Here is a 22,309-nt window from a genome sequence, read left to right as displayed (position 1 = left end):
GGTATTAGTTGAATTTATAGCCAACCCATGAATCAGACAGTACATTTTTCCGATTTAAACCTCATCGACTGGCTGGAAAAGCAGACTGATGAGCAGCTTGAAGACGCTCCTTTTGGGGTGGTTCGTATGAGCCGTGATGGGCTAGTCGTTGCGTACTGTAAATCGGAATCCCACATTACAGGTATCTCAAAAGAGTACGCTGTGGGCAAGTACTATTTTACTCAGATTGCCCCCTGCGCCAACAATCAGATGGTTGCCGCCAAATATGGCCAGCCAACGCTCGACGAAGAGCTGGACTATATTCTATCCTACGTAACGGCACCAACTAAGGTCCGTCTGAGGCTGCTCAAGTCGCCGGAGAGCCGTTATCAGTATTTTCTGGTTAATCGTAAGGCATGATCTGGACATCCGCTAACGTCCGGCGAATCATTCTCGATACGGCGGGCCGGATTTTGCAAAACCCCCATGCCGGTTTGCCATCGGCTGTTTCGGCAGAGCTGGACCTGTATCGGGATGTAGGGCTCGACTCCATCAGCCGCATGGAGCTGGCTGCTTACCTCAACGAGTTCTTCGGCGTTTTTGACACTTCCGTTGAGAACTACCTGCTGGCTGGAACCACCCTCGACCACTGGGTGAACTGTATTCTGCGAGCCCGCTCACAAGTAGACGATTACCTGACGTTTCGAACGTCAGGTACCAGCGGAGCCGCCCGGACCGTCCGGCATTCGATGGCGTCGCTACTGCACGAAGCCCGCTTTCTGACAACGTTGTTACCGCGCCCCGACAGGGTGATCAGCCTGGTACCGGCCAATCATATTTACGGGTTTATCTACACCGTCCTGCTTCCGGCGCTCTGGGACGTTCCTTTGTGTTTGCTGGCGGATGTCCCGGCAACAGCCATAACGGCCAATACGCTGTTGGTAGGCACCCCCTTTACCTGGGAGTTTGCCTACCAGTCTCTGCTGGCCGGAAAATCGCAGCCGTGTCGGGGGGTATCATCAGCCGCGCCCATGTCGCCGGGCCTGTTCGACCAGCTCATCAGCGCCAGCGTGTCCCTAACGGAAATCTACGGCTCATCCGAAACCGGTGGACTTGGGTACCGGCACCGGTCCGAAGCGCCATTTACGTTGTTTCCCTATGTAACCCGGTTGCCGGAGGAGCCCGTCAGAATGTGCCGGACCGATACGGGTGCATCCTTTCCCGTCCCCGACTGGCTGGAGTGGGTGTCGGCTACCGAGATACGGGTGCTGGGCCGGTTAGATGACAGTGTATCGATAGCCGGAGTCAATGTATACCCAGCCGCCATCAGGCAGGTGATCAGCGAATGCCCGCTGGTAGCCAACTGCGACATATATGCTAAAGCGGATGTGGGCGTTCAAAAGCTTTACGGAGCGGTTCAGCTTCGGACGCTGACGGAAGCGAACCGCGACGCGTTCCTGCATTGGGTTCGGCAGCACCTGAGTGCCCCCGAAATTCCGCAGAATCTGTACATCTACTAGAGTCGAAGTCGGCCAGAGGTATTGTATCAGACAGCATCCTGCTGTCGAGCTATTAGGCTAAGAAAAGACCCGCAATAATTAGTTGGCTTAAGCTAATCGGACGACCCGGCAGCAGGATGCTGCCGAGGATAAGCTCATATTTTGCATTTTCTAAATAAAAAATGACAATCGATTGGGGGATTTTTGGCGTGAGCTTGTCTTCTGTCTACTAGACCCTTCGATTTAATGTCAGCTAACGCGTTTCCATTCCGGCATGTACCGGGCCCGGCACCGTCCGGGTCATTGCCTTTGCTGCGGAGCGATACCGAAGCTTCACCCGCTCTGACGGCTGACAGCGAGTTGTTCATTCGCAACGCCTTTGCCGATGACCCTAAACTAGGTTGTGAACTGCTCTTCCGGCAATATTTTGCGCCCCTTTGCAGCCATGCTATTCGGTTCATGTACGACCGGCAAGCCGCCGAAGACGTAGTAGCCGATCTCTTCTATACCTTCTACCAGAAAGAACTTTACAAGCAGGTTAGGGGATCGTACCGGGCCTATCTCTACCAGGCCGTACGAAACCGGGCCTACAATTGCCTGCGCTGGGAGCTGAACCGGCAGGAGACACTGCCCGAGGACCTGGACCCGGCCGATCTCGATGCTACCCAGCCCGACCGTCTGTTGCAGCAGGATGAACTGTACCGGGCGCTGGAGCAGGCCGTTCAGCAGCTATCGCCCCAACGGCAGCGGGTTTTTCTGTTGAGCCGATTCGAGGGGAAATCCTACAAAGAAATTGCCGCCGAGATGAGCCTGTCGCCCAAAACCGTTGAAAATCACCTGCTGCGGGCCATTTCCACCGTTCGGCAGTTTCTCCGGCAACAGAAGCTGATTAGCTGGGGGCTGCTTCTGCTGACGATTTTCTCCTAACGCTCAACGATAGACGACCTCATCATGAAACCAACTAAAGAACTGTTATTTACCTACTTTGCCGGGCAGGCCACGTCTGTTCAGCAGAAAGTAATTGGTGAATGGCTGGCCGATGCCGGGAACCGGGAAACGTATTTCCAGTGGCTCGACGAATGGGAGCGAAGTTTCCCGCAATATGCCCCCGATGTACCCTATCATCTCGACCAGTTCCGCCAGCGACTCGATTCGCCCGTACCGCAGCAGACATTCCGGTTGCGTCAGCTACCGGCTGAGCCACGAACGCTCTGGCAACAGGGTAGCTGGCTGGTTGCTGCTTCGGTTTCGTTGTTGCTGCTGGCTGGGGGCTGGTTCGCCGGAGAGCCTATACTGTATAACACCATCACGACGGGAGCGCACCAGCTCCGTTCGGTGAGTTTGCCCGATGGCTCAACGGTTGCCCTTAACAGCAACTCATCGCTGCGGGTGCCGCGTGTTGGCTATGGCTGGCTTTCCCGCGATGTCGTGCTAACGGGCGATGCCGTCTTCAACATTCGGCACCTGGCCAACAACCAGCCCTTTGTGGTGCAGGCCGCCAACGGGCTGGCGGTGGAAGTGCTCGGGACCGAATTCTCCGTGCGCAGCCGGGCCACCCTGGCTGAGGTGGTCCTGAAACGGGGTAAGGTCAACCTGCACTACGCTACCGCCAATCAGCCACCCCAGAATCTGCTGATGAAGCCCGGCGACCGGGTAACGCTCGACGATAAAGGAGCATTGCAGTTACAGGCCCGCGCCGACACCACCCGGTTTGCCCACTGGCGATACCGCCTGTTTAGCTTTAACGATACTCCGCTACGGGAAGTGGCTTCTCAAATGCAGACCGTATTTGGCGTAACGGTGCAGCTTTCAGACCCCGCACTCGCCCGACGAACCCTGACGGGTACCATCCGCGCCGGTTCGTCGGACGAACTGGCCGACGCCCTGGCCGAACTGCTTAACCTGCGGGTTAGCCACCGCGATCAGTCTATCATTTTTTCAACTCCTTTTGAAACCCAGCTCAATCAATGAAGAAATCGTTACCGCTCCTCCTGACAACCGGCTGGTTGATTAGCGTGGGCTATGGGCATACTGTCGCTCAAACTCTGGCGTTTGCCCGCCCTCCGCAGCATACCGATAGTAAACAACCCGGTAAGAACACCACTGGTATCGGTACCAGCCAGCCGCTTAAGCAAACGCTATTGCAGCTAAAAGAGCATTATGGAGTCGATATTCTGTTCGAAGAATCGGTTATCTCGCGGCACCTGAGCCCGCTCGAACCGCTCAACTTCAATGCCCGGCTCGAAACAAACCTCGATTTGCTTCTGAAACCATACGGACTTAGGTTCAAGAAACTGCGGTCGGGGGCGTATCTGATTTTGCCGCCTAAAAACAGCAGCCGCGCAATTATTAACCTGCCTGCGCCAATTCCTATGACGACCGCCGGAACAGGTTCTGTTTCACTGGCCGGTCTTGCCAATCTGGCGACGGTGCAGCCGATGGAAGCACTGCAGACCGATGTCCGGATAACCGGGCGCGTAACGGGCGAAACCGGAGAGGACCTGCCGGGCGTAAGTGTGGTTGTGAAAGGGTCTTCGCGCGGCACAACGACCGATGCCCAGGGGCGCTACCAGCTAAGCATCCCAACAGATGCATCGGCCGTTACGCTGGTGTTCAGCTTTGTCGGCTACGTCAGCCAGGAGCGGGCTGTTCGGAACCAGACAATTATTAATGTGCAGTTGCTGCCCGATACCAAAGCACTCAACGAAGTGGTAGTCGTGGGCTACGGGCAGGTAAAGAAAAGCGACCTGACGGGCGCCGTATCGACCGTACCCGTCGACGAAATCCGGAAGGTGGCTGTTACCTCCCTCGATCAGGCTTTGCAGGGCCGGGCCGCCGGGGTGCAGATCACTCAGAACTCGGGCGCACCGGGTGGCACGACAAGTATCCGGATTCGGGGTGGCAACTCCATCCAGGGCGATAACGAGCCGCTGTACGTCATCGACGGGATTCCCTTCAAGAACGACGGGGCCAGCAGCGGGTCGAGTTTTAACGTGCTGAGTACGCTAAACCCTAGCGATATCGAGTCGATCTCGGTCCTGAAAGATGCCTCGTCGACGGCTATTTATGGATCGCGCGGCTCGAATGGCGTGGTGATCATCACAACCAAACGGGGGAAGGCCGGCAAATCGACCATCAATCTGGATACCTATTACGGCATCCAGACGGTTCGCCGGAAATACCCCGTTCTCAATGGCCGGGAGTATGCCCAACTGGTGAACGATGCCAACACCAACGAAGGTCGGCCGGCGGTGTATACCCAGGAGCAGGTCAACGCTTTTGGCGAAGGAACCGACTGGCAGGACGAGATTTTCCGGCAGGCTCCCATTGCCAACTACCAGCTGTCGATGAGCGGTGGCGACGAGAAAACGCAGTACGCCATTGCCGGGGGGTATTTTAAACAGGGCGGCATCATCGTCAACTCCGATTTCGACCGGTATTCCTTTCGCATCAATCTGGACCGCAAGCTGACCAACAAAATAAAGATCGGCAATAGCCTGACGATCAATCGTACGGTCACCAATCAGGCGCGTACGGATGGGGACTTGGGCAGCGCGGGTTTAGTGACCATTGCGGCCCTGCAATTTCCGCCCATTCTGCCTGTCACCAATCCTGATGGCTCGTATCTGCTGACCAGCCCGGCGCTGGCCTTCACCGCCGATAACCCCGTAGCACTGGCCCGCGACAATAAAAACCGGAACACGGCGTATCGCATCTTCGGCAATGTATTCGGCGACTACCAGATTATTGACGGACTCAGTCTACGCGTGTTGCTGGGTATAGACGGGGTATTGCAGAAGCAGGATTCGTACCTGCCCCGCTCGGTGTCCAGCGGGCTGGCGCAGGGGGGAGCCGCTTCGATCTTCAACGGGCAGTCAGTGACCTGGCTCAACGAAAACCTGCTGACCTACACCCGTACGTTCAATACGGTGCATAACGTAACGGCATTGCTTGGCTATACCCAACAGGCAAATCGTACGGAAAATACGCAGGCTCAGGCCCGTAACTTCGTGAACGATAACCTCGGGTCGAGCAACCTGGGTTCCGGTTCGGTGCCGCTCACGCCCTCGTCGAGCATTGGCACCTGGGGATTACAGTCCTATCTGGCCCGGATCAACTACGGCTATAAAGACAAATACCTGCTCACGGCCTCATTCCGGAGCGATGGTTCGTCGCGGTTCGGGGCCAACAAACAGTACGGTTATTTTCCCTCGGCAGCTTTGGCCTGGCGGGTATCGGAAGAAGCATTCCTGAAAAATAATCGGGTGATCAACGACCTTAAATTCCGGGTTACGTACGGCGCAACGGGTAACCAGGATGGGGTAGGCAATTACCCGGCCTACTCACTGCTGGGCACCCAAAACTACGTGTTCGGCAACACTGTGTCGACGGGCTTAGGCCCCAATCAGATTGCCAACCCCGACCTGTCGTGGGAAACGACAACCCAGGCCGATATGGGCGTCGACGTCGGTTTGCTCAACAACCGCATCACCCTGACGGCCGATCTGTACCTGAAACGAACCAAAGACCTGCTGCTCAACGTGACGGTGCCCAGTACATCCGGCTTCTCAAGCGCCTTTAAAAACCTTGGCAAAGTGGAGAACAAAGGGTTTGAACTCAGCATTTCTTCACGTAACCTAGACGGGGCTTTCAAGTGGAGCACCGATCTGAACTTCGCCCTCAATCGGAACAAGGTGCTCGATATCGGCGGGGCTCCGCAGATTTTTGCCGGTAGCGTTGCTAACATCGGACAGGGACTGAATTCGGGGATTATCCGGGTAGGGGAGCCGCTGGGGTCATTCTTCGGCTATGTCACGAACGGCCTTTACCAAAGCACCGATGAACTGGCCGCCCTCACCGACCCGCAGGCCCGCAAACCCGGCGACCGCAAGTACCTCGACATCAACGGCGATAAGAAAATTGACGATAACGACCGCACCATTATCGGTCGGGCGCAACCCAAGTTCCTGGGCGGGCTGAGTAACACTTTTTCCTACAAAGGCATTGAACTGACGGCTTTTCTGCAAGGGGTATACGGAAATAATATCCTGAATGCCAATCGGTATGAACTCGAATACCTCAACGCCACGACCAACCAGGACCGCGACATGCTGAACCGTTGGACACCCACCAACACCAATACCGACATACCGCGGGCCTCAACCACCCGTCCGGCCAACCGCGTGTCTACCCGACAGATTGAGGATGGGTCTTATCTCCGGCTGAAGAATATTCAACTGGCTTATAACCTGCCTGCGTCGGCGCTCAAAACGCTGAAAATCCAGTCGCTGCGGGTGTACGTGACGGCGCAGAACTACCTGACCTGGACCAGCTACTCGGGCTACGACCCGGAGGTAAACCGGTTTGGGCAGGACAGCCGCAGCCAGGGCTTCGATTATGCCAGCTATCCATCGGCTAAAACTATCCTGTTCGGCCTTAACGTAGGATTTTAATGATGTAGCCTACATCTCCTAATAATCTTTGAGCCATGAAAAAAAACATATTCATTCTTTGCCTGATTGGGGTGTTAACGTCCTGCGATGTGCTGGATCAGAAGCCCGAATCCAGTTTTACCCCGGCCAATTTTTACAAAAATGCCGACGATGCCAAAGCGGCTGTCAGCGCAGTTTACGATCCGTTAAACAGCACCAACCTGTATGCGCAGGTGATGTGGATCTTGCAGGATCAGGCTACCGACGATGCCGAGTGGGGCAATGGCCGCTCGACCGCCAACCAGCCCAAGAACGACCTCGATAAATACACGTTTACGCCCGCTACCAATACCTTTCAGGCCATCTGGTCGACGGTGTATTCAGCCATCAACCGAGCCAACGCCGTAATTGCCCGGGTGCCCGGTATTCCGATGGACAATGACCTGAAAGCCCGCTACATTGCCGAAGCCAAATTCATGCGGGGCTTTTATTACTTTACCCTTGTGAGACTGTTTGGCGGGGTGCCGATCATTACCGTTGAAACAACTTCGCTCAATGACCTGACCGTGGCGCGGGCATCGGCCGACGACGTATATAAGCTCGTCGTTCAGGACTTCACCGATGCCGAAGCCGTGCTGCCTGCAACCTACTCGGTCGCGGATCGTGGCCGGGCCACCAAAGGTGCTGCCAAAGCCTTTCTGGCGAAAGTGTACCTGACCCGGCAGGACTGGCCGAAGGCAGCGGCAAAAGCCAAAGAAGTTATTGACCTGGGCGTTTATGACCTTTGGGCCAACTTCGCCGATGCGTTTCTGATTGCCAATAAGAACGGGAAAGAAGGGGTTTTTGAGATGCAGGCCTTGAGTGGTGGTTTCGGCGAAGGAAGCTGGATGCAAGGATATATGCGCCCCAACTTCGACCGCGTAAACGGCGTGGCCGGATTTGGCGATGACCCCGCCACCGAAAATCTGTACCGGGCTTACCGCGCCGACGACAAACGCCGGAACGTGACGCTGAGGCTCTACAGTGCTACCAGCAGCCCGGCGGCACCGGCCAGTGTGCTGTTCCCCTGCTACGTTTACAAATACCTGGACCCAACGGCTACCGGCAATGGCGATGGCGGTAATAATTACCCCATTGTGCGCTATGCCGATGTGCTGCTTATGTATGCCGAAGCCCTCAATGAGCAGACCGCCAATAATGCCGATGCCTACGCCACGGTAAACCGGATTCGCAGCCGGGCGGGGCTGCCCAACCTGACCGCTAACCTGAGTCAGGCGCAGTTTCGGGATAGTGTGCTGCTGGAACGTCGGCTGGAACTGGCGTTTGAAGGCCATCGGTGGTATGACCTCGTTCGTACCAAACGGCTGGTGAGCGCCCTGAAAGCACAAAACCCAACCATTCCCGTGGCCGAATACCATTACCTGTTCCCGATTCCCCAGACCGAGCGCGATGTAAACCCCAAACTGGACCAGAATCCGGGGTACTAACAAGCTATAACCTGCTAATTACTTATGCCTAATTCAGTTCGTTTACTTTTTTTAGTGTGTTTCCTGGCAGGTAAGCTAGTCGCACAGACCGCGCCTGTTACGGTCGATATCTGCGTGTATGGCGGCTCGTCGGCGGGGGTAATCGCGGCTTATACCGCCCGTCAACAGGGGAAATCCGTTATCCTGATCGAGCCGGGGCGTCACCTGGGCGGACTCACGACCGGCGGGTTGGGCTACACCGACATCGGCAACAAGTACGCCATTTCCGGCATTGCCCGCGATTACTATCGACAGATTGGCAAGCATTACGGGACGTTCGAGCAATGGATTTTTGAACCTCATGTGGCAGAAGACCTATTTAAATCATATATCAAACGAGGAGATGTCAGCGTCCTTTACGAACATCGGCTTCAGTCCGTAAAGAAGCAGGGCAACGCCATCCAGAGCATTACCCTGGAGTCTTCATTGGCGGGGACTGCCACCCGAACCGTTAACGCCAAAGTCTTTCTGGATTGTACCTACGAAGGCGATTTGCTGGCCAAAGCGGGTGTCAGCTACACCGTGGGTCGCGAAGATAACAAGACCTATGGCGAAACCTACAACGGTTTTCAACTGCTGGACAAGCACCAGTTTGTCGATGGCGTGGACCCGTATAAAATACCCGGTAAGCCGGAGAGCGGTTTGCTGTGGGGTATCAGTACGGCGAAAGTACTGCCTGCGGGAACGGGTAATAAAGATGTACAGGCCTATAACTTCCGCATTTGCCTGAGCAGCGATCCGGCCAACAGCATTCCCATCACCCGGCCCGAAGGCTACGATTCAACCCGCTACGAGCTACTGTTGCGAGCCATTGAAAAAAATCCCAAACTGGCGTTCAGCACCATCCTCAAACCCGACCGGATGCCGAATCAGAAAACGGATATAAACAACAACGGCCCGTTTTCGACTGATATGATTGGCCTGAACTACGACTTTCCCGAAGCCGGTTATGCCCGTCGGGCGGCTATTCAGCGCGAGCATGAGCTGTACAATAAAGGGCTGCTGTATTTTATCGGACATGACCCACGGATGCGCAAAGACATCCAGACCGAGATGCTCAAATTTGGTTATCCGAAAGATGAATACACCGACTCGGGCAACTGGTCGACGCAGATGTACGTTCGCGAAGCCCGGCGCATGGTGGGGGCGCACGTCATGACCCAGGCTAATTGTCAGGGTCGCGAGGTGGTGCCGGATGGCGTGGGCATGGCTGCTTATACGATGGATTCGCACAACTGCCAACGGCTAGTGGTTGAGAAAAATGGTGTAAAAATGGTCAAGAACGAAGGCGACGTACAAGTGGGTGGTTTTCCGCCTTACCCGATTTCGTACCGCTGCCTGACGCCCAAAGCTGCCGAATGCACGAACCTGCTGGTGCCGGTTTGCCTGTCGGCGAGCCACATCGCCTATGGCTCTATCCGTATGGAACCGGTCTTTATGGTGCTGGCGCAATCGTCGGCGGTGGCCGCGAGCATGGCTATAGATGGAAAAACATCGGTACAGGGAATTGATGTGAAGAAACTACAGCGCCAGCTAAAAGCCAACCCGTTAGCCGATGGCAGTACGCCCGAAATTTTGGTTGACAACGACGACCCGATTCAAACAGCCCGCACCGGCGAGTGGACGCGGGATGACAACCCGAAAGGTGCGTATGGCCCCAGCTATTTTACCACGTCGGGCAGCGGGTCGGCGGTGAAGACGGTACGGTTCAGCCCGGCGGTGACCAAAGCGGGTATCTACCACGCGTACATATACATCCCTAAACTGACCGGTGCTTCCAGTAAAACGAACTTGCTGGTGTCGGATGGCAATCAGACAAAGCCCATCACCATTCGGGAGGGCGACATTCGGGTGGAGGGGCAGACATCGGGCGAGTGGGTATCGCTCGGGTCATATAATCTGTTGCCGGGAAAGAAAAGCTTTGTTGAGGTATCGACAAAAGATGCCGACGGAATTGTCGTGGCTGATGCGGTCCTGTTTGTGCCGAATTGATTAATTAATTTATGTGGTGTCGGGTTCTCAGACCCGACACCACATAAACTCAGTGCTTCGGTGGGCCGGGGCGTTCGAGCAGCACCAGATCGAGCTGGCTGACTTTGGCGAAATTGGGTCCGCCGGATGGTATCTGTGGATAGACGTGGTCCTGATAGGGATGCGCCGACCGGAAAAAATCCTCGAAGATGCCCGGTGTCAGCATACCCACGAAACGGGTGTAGTTGCGCCGGAGCTGATACGCGTGGATAGCCCCGGCAGGAACAGCCACGTAATCGCCCGGATAAATATCGAGCAGGGATTTGTTTAGCCACATGCTCATCATACCATCGACGCAGCAGAACATTTCGGTATGCTCCCGATGGTAGTGTTTGCCGATCATATCCCCGGCGGGGCCTTCGGTCATGACAACCAGCAGCTTGCCGTTGGTGCTGGCGTTATCACTCATGATACTGAATAACTGATCGCCCAGGGTGTAGCGGTCGCCTTCGCCAGCGGCCAGCACATAGGGCACCGCGGTAGTTGGGACAATGGTATTCGTAACTGGCTCGAACGTCTGCCCGTTGAGTGATTTGCCGTCAAAAAGCACATCAGCCACCTGCTCAGCCGCTTTTAAACGTTCGGTATCCGGTTCAGTGATGGCATCGCCGGGCTGAACATAGCCTGCGTAGGGCGTTCCAATCGCTTTGTACATCGCGCTCAGTTGAGGGCCGCTGCTGATCGAAATTAGTTGCGTACGGTGGGAGTTTGTCCGAAAAGCATGGGAGACGGATGGCGGAATGCTGGCAAAATCACCTTTCCCCAAGCGATAAGTCTGTCCATCCAGCCACAACTCAACTTCCCCGTCGATGACGAAAAGGGCTTCATGCGTAGTCTGATGGACATGAGAAGGCATAGCTGCACCTTTGCCGCCCGTTATAACGGTCCATTCGTACAAATCGCCGGTGTCGACACCGCGTGCCGTCAGGTTCACGACCAGGCTACCCACCAGATATCGTTCGCCATCACCACTGCGAATAAAATAGGGAATTTTCTGACCGGGTAGTTCGCCTTTTGGCTCAATGCCCTGAACGCCTTCCAGGCCCCCCAGTATTTCAGTCCCTTTTTGTAATGTCTCGGCATCAGTTATGGATGAATAGACCTGTGAAGGCGAGGATTGATTTGTGTTTGTGGACATTTCCATGAACAAGTAGGGATTGGGCTTGATAAGCCGCAAGGTTAACAAAATAGACGGGTATAAAAAAGCGTCACGAATCCGGCTAAAGAATAAACTATGCCTGCCCTAGCCGGTTACCTTTTTGGATACAGTCTACTAAATAAGTATGGAATACGTTCGATTTGGAAACACCGGCCTTATGGTCTCTAAACTTTGCTTGGGATGCATGACCTATGGTCGGCCAACAGACCGCTGGCCCTGGGCACTTGACGAAGAAAAGAGCCGCCCCTTTATTCAGAAAGCCCTCGACCTGGGTATCAATTTCTTCGATACAGCCGACGTTTACTCCACCGGTGCCAGCGAGGAGGTAGTGGGTCGTGCCCTGCGCGATTTTGCTTCCCGCGATGAGGTGGTATTAGCTACGAAGGTGTTCAACCCGATGGGCCCCGGTCCCAACGACAGAGGGCTTTCGCGGAAACACATCATGAGCGCTATCGACGCCAGTCTTAAACGACTCGGTACAGACTACGTCGATCTCTACCAGATTCACCGCTGGGACGAAAACACGCCCATCGAAGAAACGATGGAAGCCCTGCACGATGTGGTGAAAGCCGGGAAAGCCCGCTACATTGGGGCTTCGTCCATGTATGCCTGGCAGTTTGCCCAGGCGCAATACACAGCCGACCTCAACGGCTGGACCCGCTTTGTATCTATGCAGCCGCAATACAATCTGGTTTATCGCGAAGAAGAGCGCGAGATGCTACCCTTTTGCCGGAATCAGAACATTGCCGTCATTCCCTGGTCGCCACTGGCGCGGGGACTGCTGACAGGCAAACGGACGAAAGAACGCAATGAGACAGAACGCGCCAAAACAGATGCGTTCGGCAAATCGTTGTACACCCGCGACGACGACTTCGCCATTGCTGATCTGGTAACGAGGATGGGTGACGAGAGGGGTATCCCAGCCACCCAGATTGCATTGGCCTGGTTGTTTTCCAAACCGGTTATTACGGCCCCCATTATTGGAGCCAGCAAACCCGGACATCTGGAAGATGCCGTTGGCGCCCTTACCGTGACGCTGTCGGACGACGAAATCCGGCAGTTGGAAGAAGCGTACCAGCCCCATCCGGTGGCCGGAATTTAAGCGAATACACTCAACACACGACTCGACAAACAACTCAACGCATACGATGACGAATCAGGATAACAACGAGGAGCAGGCAGAAAACTCAGGGTCATCGCGCCGGGGATTTCTAAAGCAATCCGCTGCGCTGGGCGCTTTTGCGATGACGCCCCCCTCCGCTATGAAGGCGGTGGATACAGGCCTGCACGAAAAGATTGCAACTGCCTTCGAGCAGATGCCCCTCCAGGTTGAAATTAATGGAACGCTGCAACGGCTTAAAATAGAACCCCGTGTAACGCTTCTCGACTTGCTGCGCGAGCAACTCAACCTTACCGGAACCAAAAAAGGCTGTGACCTCGGTCAGTGTGGAGCCTGTACCGTACACGTAGACGGCCAGCGGGTCAATGCCTGCCTGACGCTGGCCATGACCACCGAAGGCTGCAAGGTGACCACTATTGAAGGGCTGGCTCCGGCCGGACCCGATGGGCCGTTGCACCCCATGCAGGAAGCGTTTATAAAACACGACGGCTTTCAGTGCGGCTATTGTACACCCGGCCAGATTATGTCGGCGGTGGCCTGTATTCGCGAAGGACATGCCGATAACCCCGATGAGATTCGGGAATATATGAGCGGTAACATCTGCCGCTGTGGTGCATACTCGAATATCGTCGATGCCATTATGGACGTAAAAAAGGGAGGCCAGAAAGTATGAACCAGTTTCAGTACGTACGGGTCACGACCCCCAAAGCGGCCGTAGCGGCTGTGACGAAAGAAAACAACAGCCTGTTTCTGGCGGGAGGCACCAACCTCATCGACTTGATGAAACGAAACGTGATGTCGCCCGAGAAACTGGTCGACATCAACAAACTGCCCCTCAACACCATCGAGAAAACCGCCACCGGTCTTCGCATTGGTGCGCTGGCGAAGAACACTGCCGTTGCGGAGCACGAGTTGGTCAGGAAAAGTTTCCCACTGCTATCGATGGCGCTGAACGCCGGGGCCTCGCCCCAGTTGCGCAACATGGCAACCGTGGGTGGCAACATGATGCAGCGCACCCGCTGCGGCTACTTTTACGATACGGCCATGCCCTGCAACAAACGCGAACCGGGCAGCGGCTGCGGAGCTATCGGCGGTTACAATCGGATGCATGCCATTTTTGGAACAGAATCATCAGACCGTTCGTCGAAGTGCATTGCCGTACACCCCAGCGACATGTGCATTGCGCTCGTAGCCCTGGACGCTACGGTGCTGGTGTCGGGTTCGAAAGGCGAACGTCGGATTCCGTTTATCGACTTTCACCGGCTTCCCGGCGATGCACCCGAAAAAGACAATACACTTCAGAAAGGCGAACTGATCATGGCTGTCGATTTACCGAACAACCCGTTTGCCGATCATTCACATTACCTGAAAGTGCGTGACCGGGCGTCGTACGCCTTCGCGCTGGTATCGGTCGGGGCGGCTCTAAACCTGAAAGGAAATACGATCCAGGAGGCCCGGCTGGCAATGGGGGGCGTCTCGCACAAACCCTGGCGGCTGACCGAGGTAGAGCAGTTTCTGAGAGGTAAACCCGCTACGGAGGCTACGTTCCGCCAGGCGGCAGACGTTGCCATGAAAGGGGCCAAAGGCTACGGTGAGAATGATTTCAAACTGACGATGGCTCCCAATACACTAATCGACGCCCTAAAGACGGCTGCTAAAAATGCCTGACCCCAAACTGATGAAGAACGACGAAAAAAGTCCGGCCATTAACCGGGTTGATGGCCGATTGAAAGTGACGGGTGGGGCGAAGTACTTCGCTGAGTTCGAGATTCCGGGAACAACCTACTGCGTACTGGTCACCAGTACCATTGCCAGAGGGAGCATTGCCAGCATGGAGACCAAAAAGGCGGAAGGTGCCCCCGGTGTGCTGGCGGTATTTACGAACCTGAACCTGCCCAAAATTCCGGGATTGAACACGCCCGAGGGCAATAATGCCAAGAAACCGTCGGGTGGCGAAACGTACCAGATGCTGACTGATAAAAAGATCCTGTTTGCTGGTCAGCCCATCGCGATGGTCATTGCCGATACGCTGGAACGGGCGCAGTATGCCGCTACGCTGGTTAAAACAACTTATAGCAAACAGCCGCACCAGACCGATCTGGAGAAACATAAGGCTAAAGGGGTAATGCCCCAGGGCGAACGAAATGCCGATTACAAGCGGGGCAATCCAGATACGTACAAAACGGCCCCGGTGGTGCTGGAAGCCAGCTACACGCTGCCCATTGAAGTGCACAACCCCATGGAACTGCACGGTATCCTGGTAAACTGGACCGCCGACGATCAGGTGATGATCTACGCTAAAACGCAAGGGGTACAAATGACCCAGAAAGCGGTGGCTAAGGCATTTAAGCTGGATGAAAAGAACGTGCATGTACACACCGAATTTATGGGGGGCGGCTTTGGCATGGGTCTTAAAACCTGGCCGCAGGAAATTGCCGTGGTGGCAGCCGCCAAAAAACTGCGCAAACCTGTAAAACTGGTCGTTTCCCGCGATCAAATGTTTACGATGGTGGGCCACCGGCCGTATACGACGCAAACCATTTCCATGGGCGCGGACAAAGCGGGTAAGCTGGTTGGTATCGTGCATGAAGCCACCGCCGAAACGGCCAGTTACGAGGACTTTACGGAATCGACGGTGGGCATGACAAAGTTCATCTACGACTGCCCGAACGTCAGTACCACCTACCGGATTGTACCGCTCGACCGCGGTGTGCCCATCTGGATGCGGGGTCCCGGTGAGGCTACGGGTGCATTTGCGCTGGAATCGGCCATGGACGAAATGGCCGCTAAACTGAACCTCGACCCTATTGAGTTTCGGCTGCGTAATTATGCTGAAACGGACCCGGAGAAAAACCGGCCTTTTTCGAGCAAACACCTCAAAGAAGCTTACCAGTTGGGAGCAGATAAAATTGGCTGGTCGAAACGAAAAAATGAGCCGGGTGCTCTTCGCGACGGCGAATGGCTGATTGGTTACGGCATGAGTTCCGGTACGTTCAATGCCAGTCGGGGGCAAGCTTCGGCCAAAGTCATTCTGAATCAGGATGGGTCGCTGGTGATACAGAGTGCCGTCACAGACATTGGGCCGGGGACGGGGACGGCCATGGTTTCCATCGCCCACGACGTGCTTGGGATTCCGGTCGGCCGGATCAAATTCGAAATGGGGGATACAACCCTGCCTAAAGCCCCCACACAGGGTGGTTCAACCATCACCTCCACGGTGGGTTCGGCCGTGTATGACACCTGCACTGCGCTGAAAACGTCATTGGCTGCGCTGGCTATTGCACAAGGCAACTCGCCGTTTATGGGAAGTAAAGCGGAGGACCTTGTGTTTGAAGACGGTATGATTCAACTCAAAGGCGATCGCAAAAAGAAGCTGCCTGTTGGCGACGTGCTGAAAGCCAATAATCTGCCAACACTGGACAGAGCGCTGGATTCGAAGGGAGGACCCGAGCAGGAGACCTATTCAATGTATTCGTTTTCGGTTCACTTTGCCGAAGTACGCGTCAATCCGGTTACGGGTGTGGTGCGGGTGAGTAACGCCGTTAGTGTAGCTGATTCGGGGCGGATTGTCAGCCCGAAAACGGCGGCCAGTCAAATGATTGGCGGGGTTACGGGCGGTATTGGTATGGCCCTGACCGAAGAAGCCGTACTGGATCATCGATTCGGCCGCCTGGTTAATAATAACCTGGCCGACTACCACGTACCCGTGAGCGCCGATGTGCCCCACATCGACACGATTTTTATCGACAAACCCGACCCATACATTAACCCGATGGGAGCCAAAGGCATGGGTGAGATTGCCCTGATCGGCTTTGCTGCGGCCGTAGCCAATGCCGTTTACAACGCCACCGGCCAGCGCATCCGTGATCTCCCCATCACACCCGATAAAGTGATAAAGCGCGTGGCATAAAACAGCTCCTTCTGTCCGCTGTTATGTCTCTGTAAATGAGTAAGATAGTGCACTTTATCCGTCAGGCAGGGTTGTTGAGTATAGGATATAGTCCTCAGATTCGACACCACGGTTAATAACCCTGCCTGATCCCGCTAACTAGTGACTGGAGCCGTCCCTTACAATAAGGTTGGTATTTTTTACGCTTTTTAAAAACAATAAAATTAGACAAAGTCTTGTTTTTAACGTGTTTTTAATCTCTAACGATAAACCAATTATTTCTTAAAACTCGACTATTTATGAATCTCAAATCAATTCAGTTCAGCCGTAAAACGTCTGGTATCTTAGCCTCTCTTCTGGTTGGTTTTTCATTGACACTTACATCTTGTAATGACGATGATAACCCAAATACAACACCCACCCCCGGTTCATCGACCATCACCGATCTGGTCGTTGCCAGTGACCAGTTTACATTTCTCGAAGCGGCTGTTGTGAAGGCTGGTCTGACCACTACCTTATCGGGGACAGGTCCCTTCACCGTTTTTGCCCCAACGGATGATGCGTTCCGGGCGGCCGGTTTTGCCGATGCTGCGGCCGTGAGTGCGGCACCGGACACCACATTACGCCGGATCTTGTTGTACCACGTTGTGGGTGGTTCTTACCCGGCGTCGGCTATTCCCGCTGGGCAAACGGCTTTGCCTACGTCGTTGAGTGTAAACGGTACAACGTATGTCAGTAAGGCGACTTCTACCAGCGGAACGGGTGTTTCTGTAAATGGTGCGCGGGTCATTACGGCCGATGTACAGGCAACCAACGGTGTTGTTCATGCTATCGACCGGGTGCTTATGCCCCCAACCGGTAACGTGCTTCAGGTAGCTCAGGCCGATACATCTCTGAGTTTGCTTGGTGCAGCCGTAGCCCGTGGCGGTGCCGCTGTGGTGACGGCTCTGTCGGGTGCAACGCCATTGACCGTTTTCGCGCCAACCAATGCGGCTTTCCGTGCAACGCCATACAATACGGTTGCTGCCATTAATGCAGCTCCGGTGGCTGCCCTGACAGCTATTTTGACGAATCACGTGGTTGTTAACCCCGGTCGTGCGTTCTCGCCCACAATTGTAAGCGGACCTATCACTACCTTCGGTACCGGCAGTGTAACGGCTACCGTGGGAAGCGGTAACGCCTTGACGTTACTGAGTCCGGGTAATGGTGGTCAGGTATCTACCGTATTGCAGAATACGACGGGTGTTCAAAATCGGGATATCACCGCAACCAACGGCGTTATTCACAAAATTGACCGGGTATTGTTACCGTAGGTTTGTGGAGACGTGAAGAAGTGGACTAGTCAGCTTTGACAAGTTCAAATAAGGTTAACCACAGAGGCACAAAGTACACAGAGAGCTTCATTTAGCGAACTCTGTGTGCTTTGTGCCTCTGTGGTTTAACAGCCCACGGTAAGTGTTGTGTAGGTGTTGGGCATAGTCACAGACTATGCCCAATGTCAGTGTGAGTATGAATAAATCTAAAGGACACTATCCGGTTCAACACACCAACAAGTAGCAATGGAGTCGAATAAACTTTACCTGAAAGGTGAATAAACCGCTCCTCAAGTCATGGCTACAATCGACAGAAAAACGTTTCTCAACCAAGTTTCTTTGCTGGCGGGCGCTTCTCTGCTGACAGGTCCGGCTTTTGCCGTCGAACCGGTGCGGGCCAAATCGGCGGTTAAGCTGGGCTTCGTTACCTACTTGTGGGGTAAAGACTGGGATTTGCCAACACTGATTAAAAACTGTGCGGATACCAATATTCTGGGCGTTGAACTACGCGTCGAACATGCACACAACGTCATGCCTGAACTTAACTCGGCACAACGCCGGGACGTGAAAAAACGATTCGCCGACAGTCCGGTGAAGCTCGTTGGGCTGGGCACCAATCAGCAATTCGATTTTGTCGATCCCGATAAACTGAAAACCTCCATCGAGCGGGCCAAGGAGTTCGTCCGGCTCAGTGCCGACGTGGGCGGAACAGGCGTAAAAGTGAAGCCTAATGCCCTGCACAAAGAAGTGCCCGTCGACAAAACGGTGAACCAGATTGGCGAATCCCTCAACGAACTCGCCCGGTACGCAGCCGACTTCGGGCAGCAGATCCGGCTGGAAGTTCACGGCGACGAAACGCAGGAATTGCCCATGACCAAACGAATTATGGACGTGGCCACCCATCCCAACGCCACTATATGCTGGAACTGTAACCCGCAGGATTTGAACGGCAAGGGTTTTCAGGCCAACTTCGACCTGGTAAAAGATCGCTTCGGTGCAACCTGCCACGTCCGCGAACTCGACCGGATCGATTACCCCTATCAGGATTTGCTTAATAACCTGGTGGCTATGGACTATAAAGGCTGGGTACTCCTCGAATGCCACACCAATCCGGCCGATAAAGTGGCGCAGATGAAAGCCCAACGAGCGGTTTTCGACCGGATGATCGGGAAGATATAAGGAGTGTGCCGGGTTGGCATTTACCATACGGACAACCGACAACCCTGTAATCTTGAGGGTATGTGTGAACGGTAATCAGCTGTGCCACTTTTCCGGAATAGGCTAAATTTGACCCTCAGAAACATTACTTCCAACTTTTTGGCCGCTTACACAGTATACCATCCTGTAAAACGTCCTCTTGATAGAGTTGTATCCTGTCGAACAGTACGACGGAAATGCTGGAAAGCTACATGTTACGAAAAACTTTACTGCTTCTGACGGTGACCCTGATCTGTCTGGTATCCGTGAACGCGCAAACCCTCGTGAGCGGGCGAATTCTGGATAAAGTCACCAGTCAGCCGGTTCCGTTTGTAAGTGTGGCGCTCTATCGCCAGCCCGATTCGGTGGCTGTTGGTGGTGCCATAACCGATTCCTCCGGCCAGTTTCGGATTGCGGAAGCGAAAGCCGGAGTCTATACACTGCGTACTTTTTTTGTTGGCTATAAACCGGTTTCGGTGCCGATCACGGTTGTCCGAAATAAGCCCCTCGATCTGGGCACGTTGCTGCTGGAAGGCGATTCCCGGTTACTCAATGAAGTCCGCATTGCCGGACAGCGAACCGATGTAGCCATGCAGGCCGACCGCCAGACCTACCGGGCGGCTCAGTTTCAATCCGCTGCCGGCGGCACGGCTACCGATATTCTGCGCAATCTGCCTGGCCTTAGCATCAACGCAGAAGGCGATGTGAGTCTGCGGGGTGCCAATGGCTTTCTGGTGCTGCTGAATGGCAAGCCCGTTCAGGCCAATCTGGGTACGTTGCTCAACCAGATGCCTGCTAACAGCATCGAGTCGATAGAAGTCATTACCACACCCAATGCCCGCTATGACCCCGATGGCAAAGCGGGTATTATTGCCATTGTGACCAAGAAAGGTGTCGATACCGGCTGGTCGGCGCAGGTGAACGTCCTGATTGGTCTGCCCAGCACGAACGCGTTCGGGAATACCTACAACCCCGTTCGCTATAGCCCGGATATGACGCTCAACTACCGCTCGGCGCGTTGGGATGTGACGTTGAGTTCGGCCTATATCCGCAACGACATTGCCGGACGACGCGAGGGCGATGTGAACACCACCATCGGTAATCGCTTTACCCGCTTCCCTTCCACCGGCGAGCGGAGTTTCGACCGCTATACCTTTACCAATCGCATCGCTGTTGCTTTTGTCCCCACTAAAAACACGACCTTGACGCTGGGACTATACCAGAGCCAGCGTACCGAAGATCGGCTGGCCGATATTGCCTATACCAACAGCACGACCAATTTACTAACGGGCCTAGCCTACAACCAGCGTGCTTATTTCAATAGTAATCTGGTGCGCAAGGGGGGGCGGTTCTACACCGGCAACCTTGATTATGCACACACCTTTGCCAGTAAAGCCGCGCTGAGTGTGGGTGCCCTCTACGAGTATGACCTGATCGACGGCTTCACCAGTAACCGCAACGTCAACCGAAACAATTACCGCGATACGCTCCAGTATTCGTACTCGACTACCAACCGGCCTATTCAAAACTTCCGGGCCAACGTCGATGGCAGCATACCCTTTTTAGGCGGAAAGCTGGAAGGCGGTTATCAATACCGCTACCAGGAAGACACGGGCGATTACCGGTATCGGCAGCAGGATGGAAATGGGTTGCCGTTGCTAGTGGTTCCGACCTTTACCGGCCGTACCGCCATTACCAACCGCATCCACAGCTGGTATACACAATATGGTGCGGTGGCAAAAAAACTGGAATATACGCTGGGTCTGCGCTATGAATACGCCGTTCGGGAGGTGCTGTCGATGCCCGCAAATCAGACGTATACACTGACGTTGAACAACCTGTTCCCGTCGTTCAACATGCTCTACAAACCCAAAGGAGGACTGGCCCTGCGTGCCGGATTCAGTCGGCGGGTGCAACGCAACAGCAATTTTGCCCTCAATCCCCTGCCCGAACGCGAACACTCCGAAACCCTCGAACAGGGCGACCCGAATCTGTTGCCCGAGTTTGTTAATTTGGCTGAATTGGGCGTAAGCAAAGATGTTGGCCGGAGTACGCTGCTGGCGACGGTCTATTATCAGGGCGTATAGAACACCATCAACCGGGTCAACCGGGTGTTTGCCGATACCATCCTAAGTCGCATTTTTACCAATGCGGGCTTGACCCAGCGTCTGGGTGTCGAGTTAGCCACCGACCTGAAGCTGACCAAAAGCTGGAAGCTCTACGTGGGCGGAACAGTCTACCGATTCACGCAACAGGGGCAGCTTTTCCAGAATGAAGTTATATTTGACCGGGCGGCTTGGGTATATTCGGTCAATGCCAATTCGACGGTGCAGCTCAATCCGACGCTGGTCTGGCAGGCCAACATCAACTACCTCTCCCGGCGCATCACCGCCCAAGGCGAAGATTCCCGGTTTCTGATACCCAATATGTCGCTGAAGAAGAGTTTGATGGGCAATCGCCTGACCATTATGGCGCAATGGCAAAACATCGGTCTGGGCTTCCTGCCCACCAACGAGCAGCGGATTACCACCTACGGGAAGGACTTCTACACCACGACGAATTACATTCAGGAGAAAGACATTTTCCTGATTAACTTAAGCTATTCATTCCGGCAACTCAGTAAACGGGCAAAACTGCCGGGAAATGATTTCGGCGAAAAAGAGTTTTGACAACGGGAGTCATCCCGAATGCTAACTATATGAGAATCCCGTTTTAGGTGAAGTCTGGTTCTTAAACCAGACTTCACCTAAAACGGGATTCTTGGCTTCAAATCGTGGTGTCAAGTTTGAGAACCCGACACCACAGAGAGAACCTTACTCTCCTCCCAAAAGCACGGCCTTATTGTCGCCGGGCCTGATACGCACGCAGGATATGTTCCCGGATTACCTCCGTTCGGCCAATCCGTTCGCTGGTTAATCGGCTTTGATCGATATAACTTTTCAAGCGCCCAACCGTAATGTGCAGCTCCTGAGCCGCTTCCCGAATTGTATAAAATAATGTCCCTTCGATTGATTTAGGCATAACTCAACGAAATTGATTATTCCACCCTGCCGGTATAGACAGGTAATCAGTCAAGATGTTGTTGAAGAAGAATGTTCTTTCTGTACCAACAAAGCCCATTCGAACAGGTTTAGTAAGAACAGAGACTATTCGATAAAGGGTAC

Annotated in this window: 15 protein-coding genes and 1 pseudogene; 14 read left to right on the top strand and 2 right to left on the bottom strand. The window is 54.3% G+C overall.

The window, feature by feature from the left end; all coding sequences use genetic code 11:
• The first annotated feature begins 27 nt into the window (after window positions 1-27).
• From NT073_RS29760 to NT073_RS29730, 7 genes are all read left to right on the top strand, one after another.
• Window positions 28-399, top strand: a complete 372-nt coding sequence (locus NT073_RS29760) for a photoactive yellow protein (RefSeq protein WP_297381458.1) — start codon at window positions 28-30, stop codon at window positions 397-399.
• Window positions 396-1,499 (top strand): AMP-binding protein, encoded by a 1,104-nt coding sequence (locus NT073_RS29755; RefSeq protein WP_297381455.1) that lies wholly within the window; start codon window positions 396-398, stop codon window positions 1,497-1,499. The genes NT073_RS29760 and NT073_RS29755 overlap by 4 nt, the downstream gene beginning before the upstream one ends.
• Window positions 1,500-1,724: 225 nt before the next feature.
• A complete protein-coding gene (locus NT073_RS29750) occupies window positions 1,725-2,405 on the top strand; it encodes an RNA polymerase sigma-70 factor (protein ID WP_297381452.1) in 681 nt (226 codons plus the stop codon).
• A gap of 24 nt (window positions 2,406-2,429) precedes the next feature.
• Complete coding sequence (locus NT073_RS29745; protein WP_297381449.1) at window positions 2,430-3,449, top strand: FecR domain-containing protein; 1,020 nt, start codon at window positions 2,430-2,432, stop codon at window positions 3,447-3,449.
• Window positions 3,446-6,931, top strand: coding sequence for a TonB-dependent receptor (locus tag NT073_RS29740; RefSeq protein WP_297381446.1), 3,486 nt, complete (start codon window positions 3,446-3,448; stop codon window positions 6,929-6,931). Before NT073_RS29745 ends, NT073_RS29740 begins: the two co-directional genes overlap by 4 nt.
• A 35-nt stretch (window positions 6,932-6,966) precedes the next feature.
• Window positions 6,967-8,397 (top strand): RagB/SusD family nutrient uptake outer membrane protein, encoded by a 1,431-nt coding sequence (locus NT073_RS29735; protein WP_297381443.1) that lies wholly within the window; start codon window positions 6,967-6,969, stop codon window positions 8,395-8,397.
• Window positions 8,398-8,421: 24 nt separating this feature from the next.
• Entirely contained in the window at window positions 8,422-10,428 is a 2,007-nt protein-coding gene (locus tag NT073_RS29730) for an FAD-dependent oxidoreductase (RefSeq protein WP_297381440.1), read from the top strand.
• Between the two features lie 49 nt (window positions 10,429-10,477).
• On the opposite strand, the gene NT073_RS29725 is transcribed toward NT073_RS29730, so the two are convergent.
• On the bottom strand, window positions 10,478-11,611 hold the full coding sequence (locus tag NT073_RS29725; protein ID WP_297381437.1) for a quercetin 2,3-dioxygenase: 1,134 nt from the start codon (window positions 11,609-11,611) through the stop codon (window positions 10,478-10,480).
• A gap of 139 nt (window positions 11,612-11,750) precedes the next feature.
• Between NT073_RS29725 and NT073_RS29720 the strand changes: the two genes are divergently transcribed.
• From NT073_RS29720 to NT073_RS29690, 7 genes and pseudogenes are all read left to right on the top strand, one after another.
• Entirely contained in the window at window positions 11,751-12,728 is a 978-nt protein-coding gene (locus NT073_RS29720) for an aldo/keto reductase (protein ID WP_297381435.1), read from the top strand.
• Window positions 12,729-12,774: 46 nt separating this feature from the next.
• Window positions 12,775-13,419, top strand: coding sequence for a 2Fe-2S iron-sulfur cluster-binding protein (locus tag NT073_RS29715; protein WP_297381431.1), 645 nt, complete (start codon window positions 12,775-12,777; stop codon window positions 13,417-13,419).
• A complete protein-coding gene (locus NT073_RS29710) occupies window positions 13,416-14,414 on the top strand; it encodes a xanthine dehydrogenase family protein subunit M (RefSeq protein ID WP_297381429.1) in 999 nt (332 codons plus the stop codon). The genes NT073_RS29715 and NT073_RS29710 overlap by 4 nt, the downstream gene beginning before the upstream one ends.
• A gap of 10 nt (window positions 14,415-14,424) precedes the next feature.
• On the top strand, window positions 14,425-16,656 hold the full coding sequence (locus NT073_RS29705; protein WP_297381427.1) for a xanthine dehydrogenase family protein molybdopterin-binding subunit: 2,232 nt from the start codon (window positions 14,425-14,427) through the stop codon (window positions 16,654-16,656).
• A 278-nt stretch (window positions 16,657-16,934) separates the two neighbouring features.
• Complete coding sequence (locus tag NT073_RS29700) at window positions 16,935-17,948, top strand: fasciclin domain-containing protein (protein WP_297381425.1); 1,014 nt, start codon at window positions 16,935-16,937, stop codon at window positions 17,946-17,948.
• A 297-nt stretch (window positions 17,949-18,245) separates the two neighbouring features.
• Window positions 18,246-19,127, top strand: coding sequence for a TIM barrel protein (locus tag NT073_RS29695; RefSeq protein ID WP_297381423.1), 882 nt, complete (start codon window positions 18,246-18,248; stop codon window positions 19,125-19,127).
• A 215-nt stretch (window positions 19,128-19,342) separates the two neighbouring features.
• Window positions 19,343-21,814, top strand: a pseudogene (locus NT073_RS29690) (TonB-dependent receptor).
• A 169-nt stretch (window positions 21,815-21,983) separates the two neighbouring features.
• On the opposite strand, the gene NT073_RS29685 reads toward NT073_RS29690, so the two are convergent.
• Entirely contained in the window at window positions 21,984-22,166 is a 183-nt protein-coding gene (locus tag NT073_RS29685) for a DNA-binding protein (RefSeq protein WP_012924741.1), read from the bottom strand.
• Window positions 22,167-22,309 lie beyond the last annotated feature (143 nt).

It is taken from the genome of Spirosoma sp. (genome assembly GCF_026391055.1).
Classification (GTDB): Bacteria; Bacteroidota; Bacteroidia; order Cytophagales; family Spirosomataceae; genus Spirosoma.
Note: the sequence above shows the minus strand (reverse complement) of the source record. Positions and strands in the feature narration are given on the sequence as shown.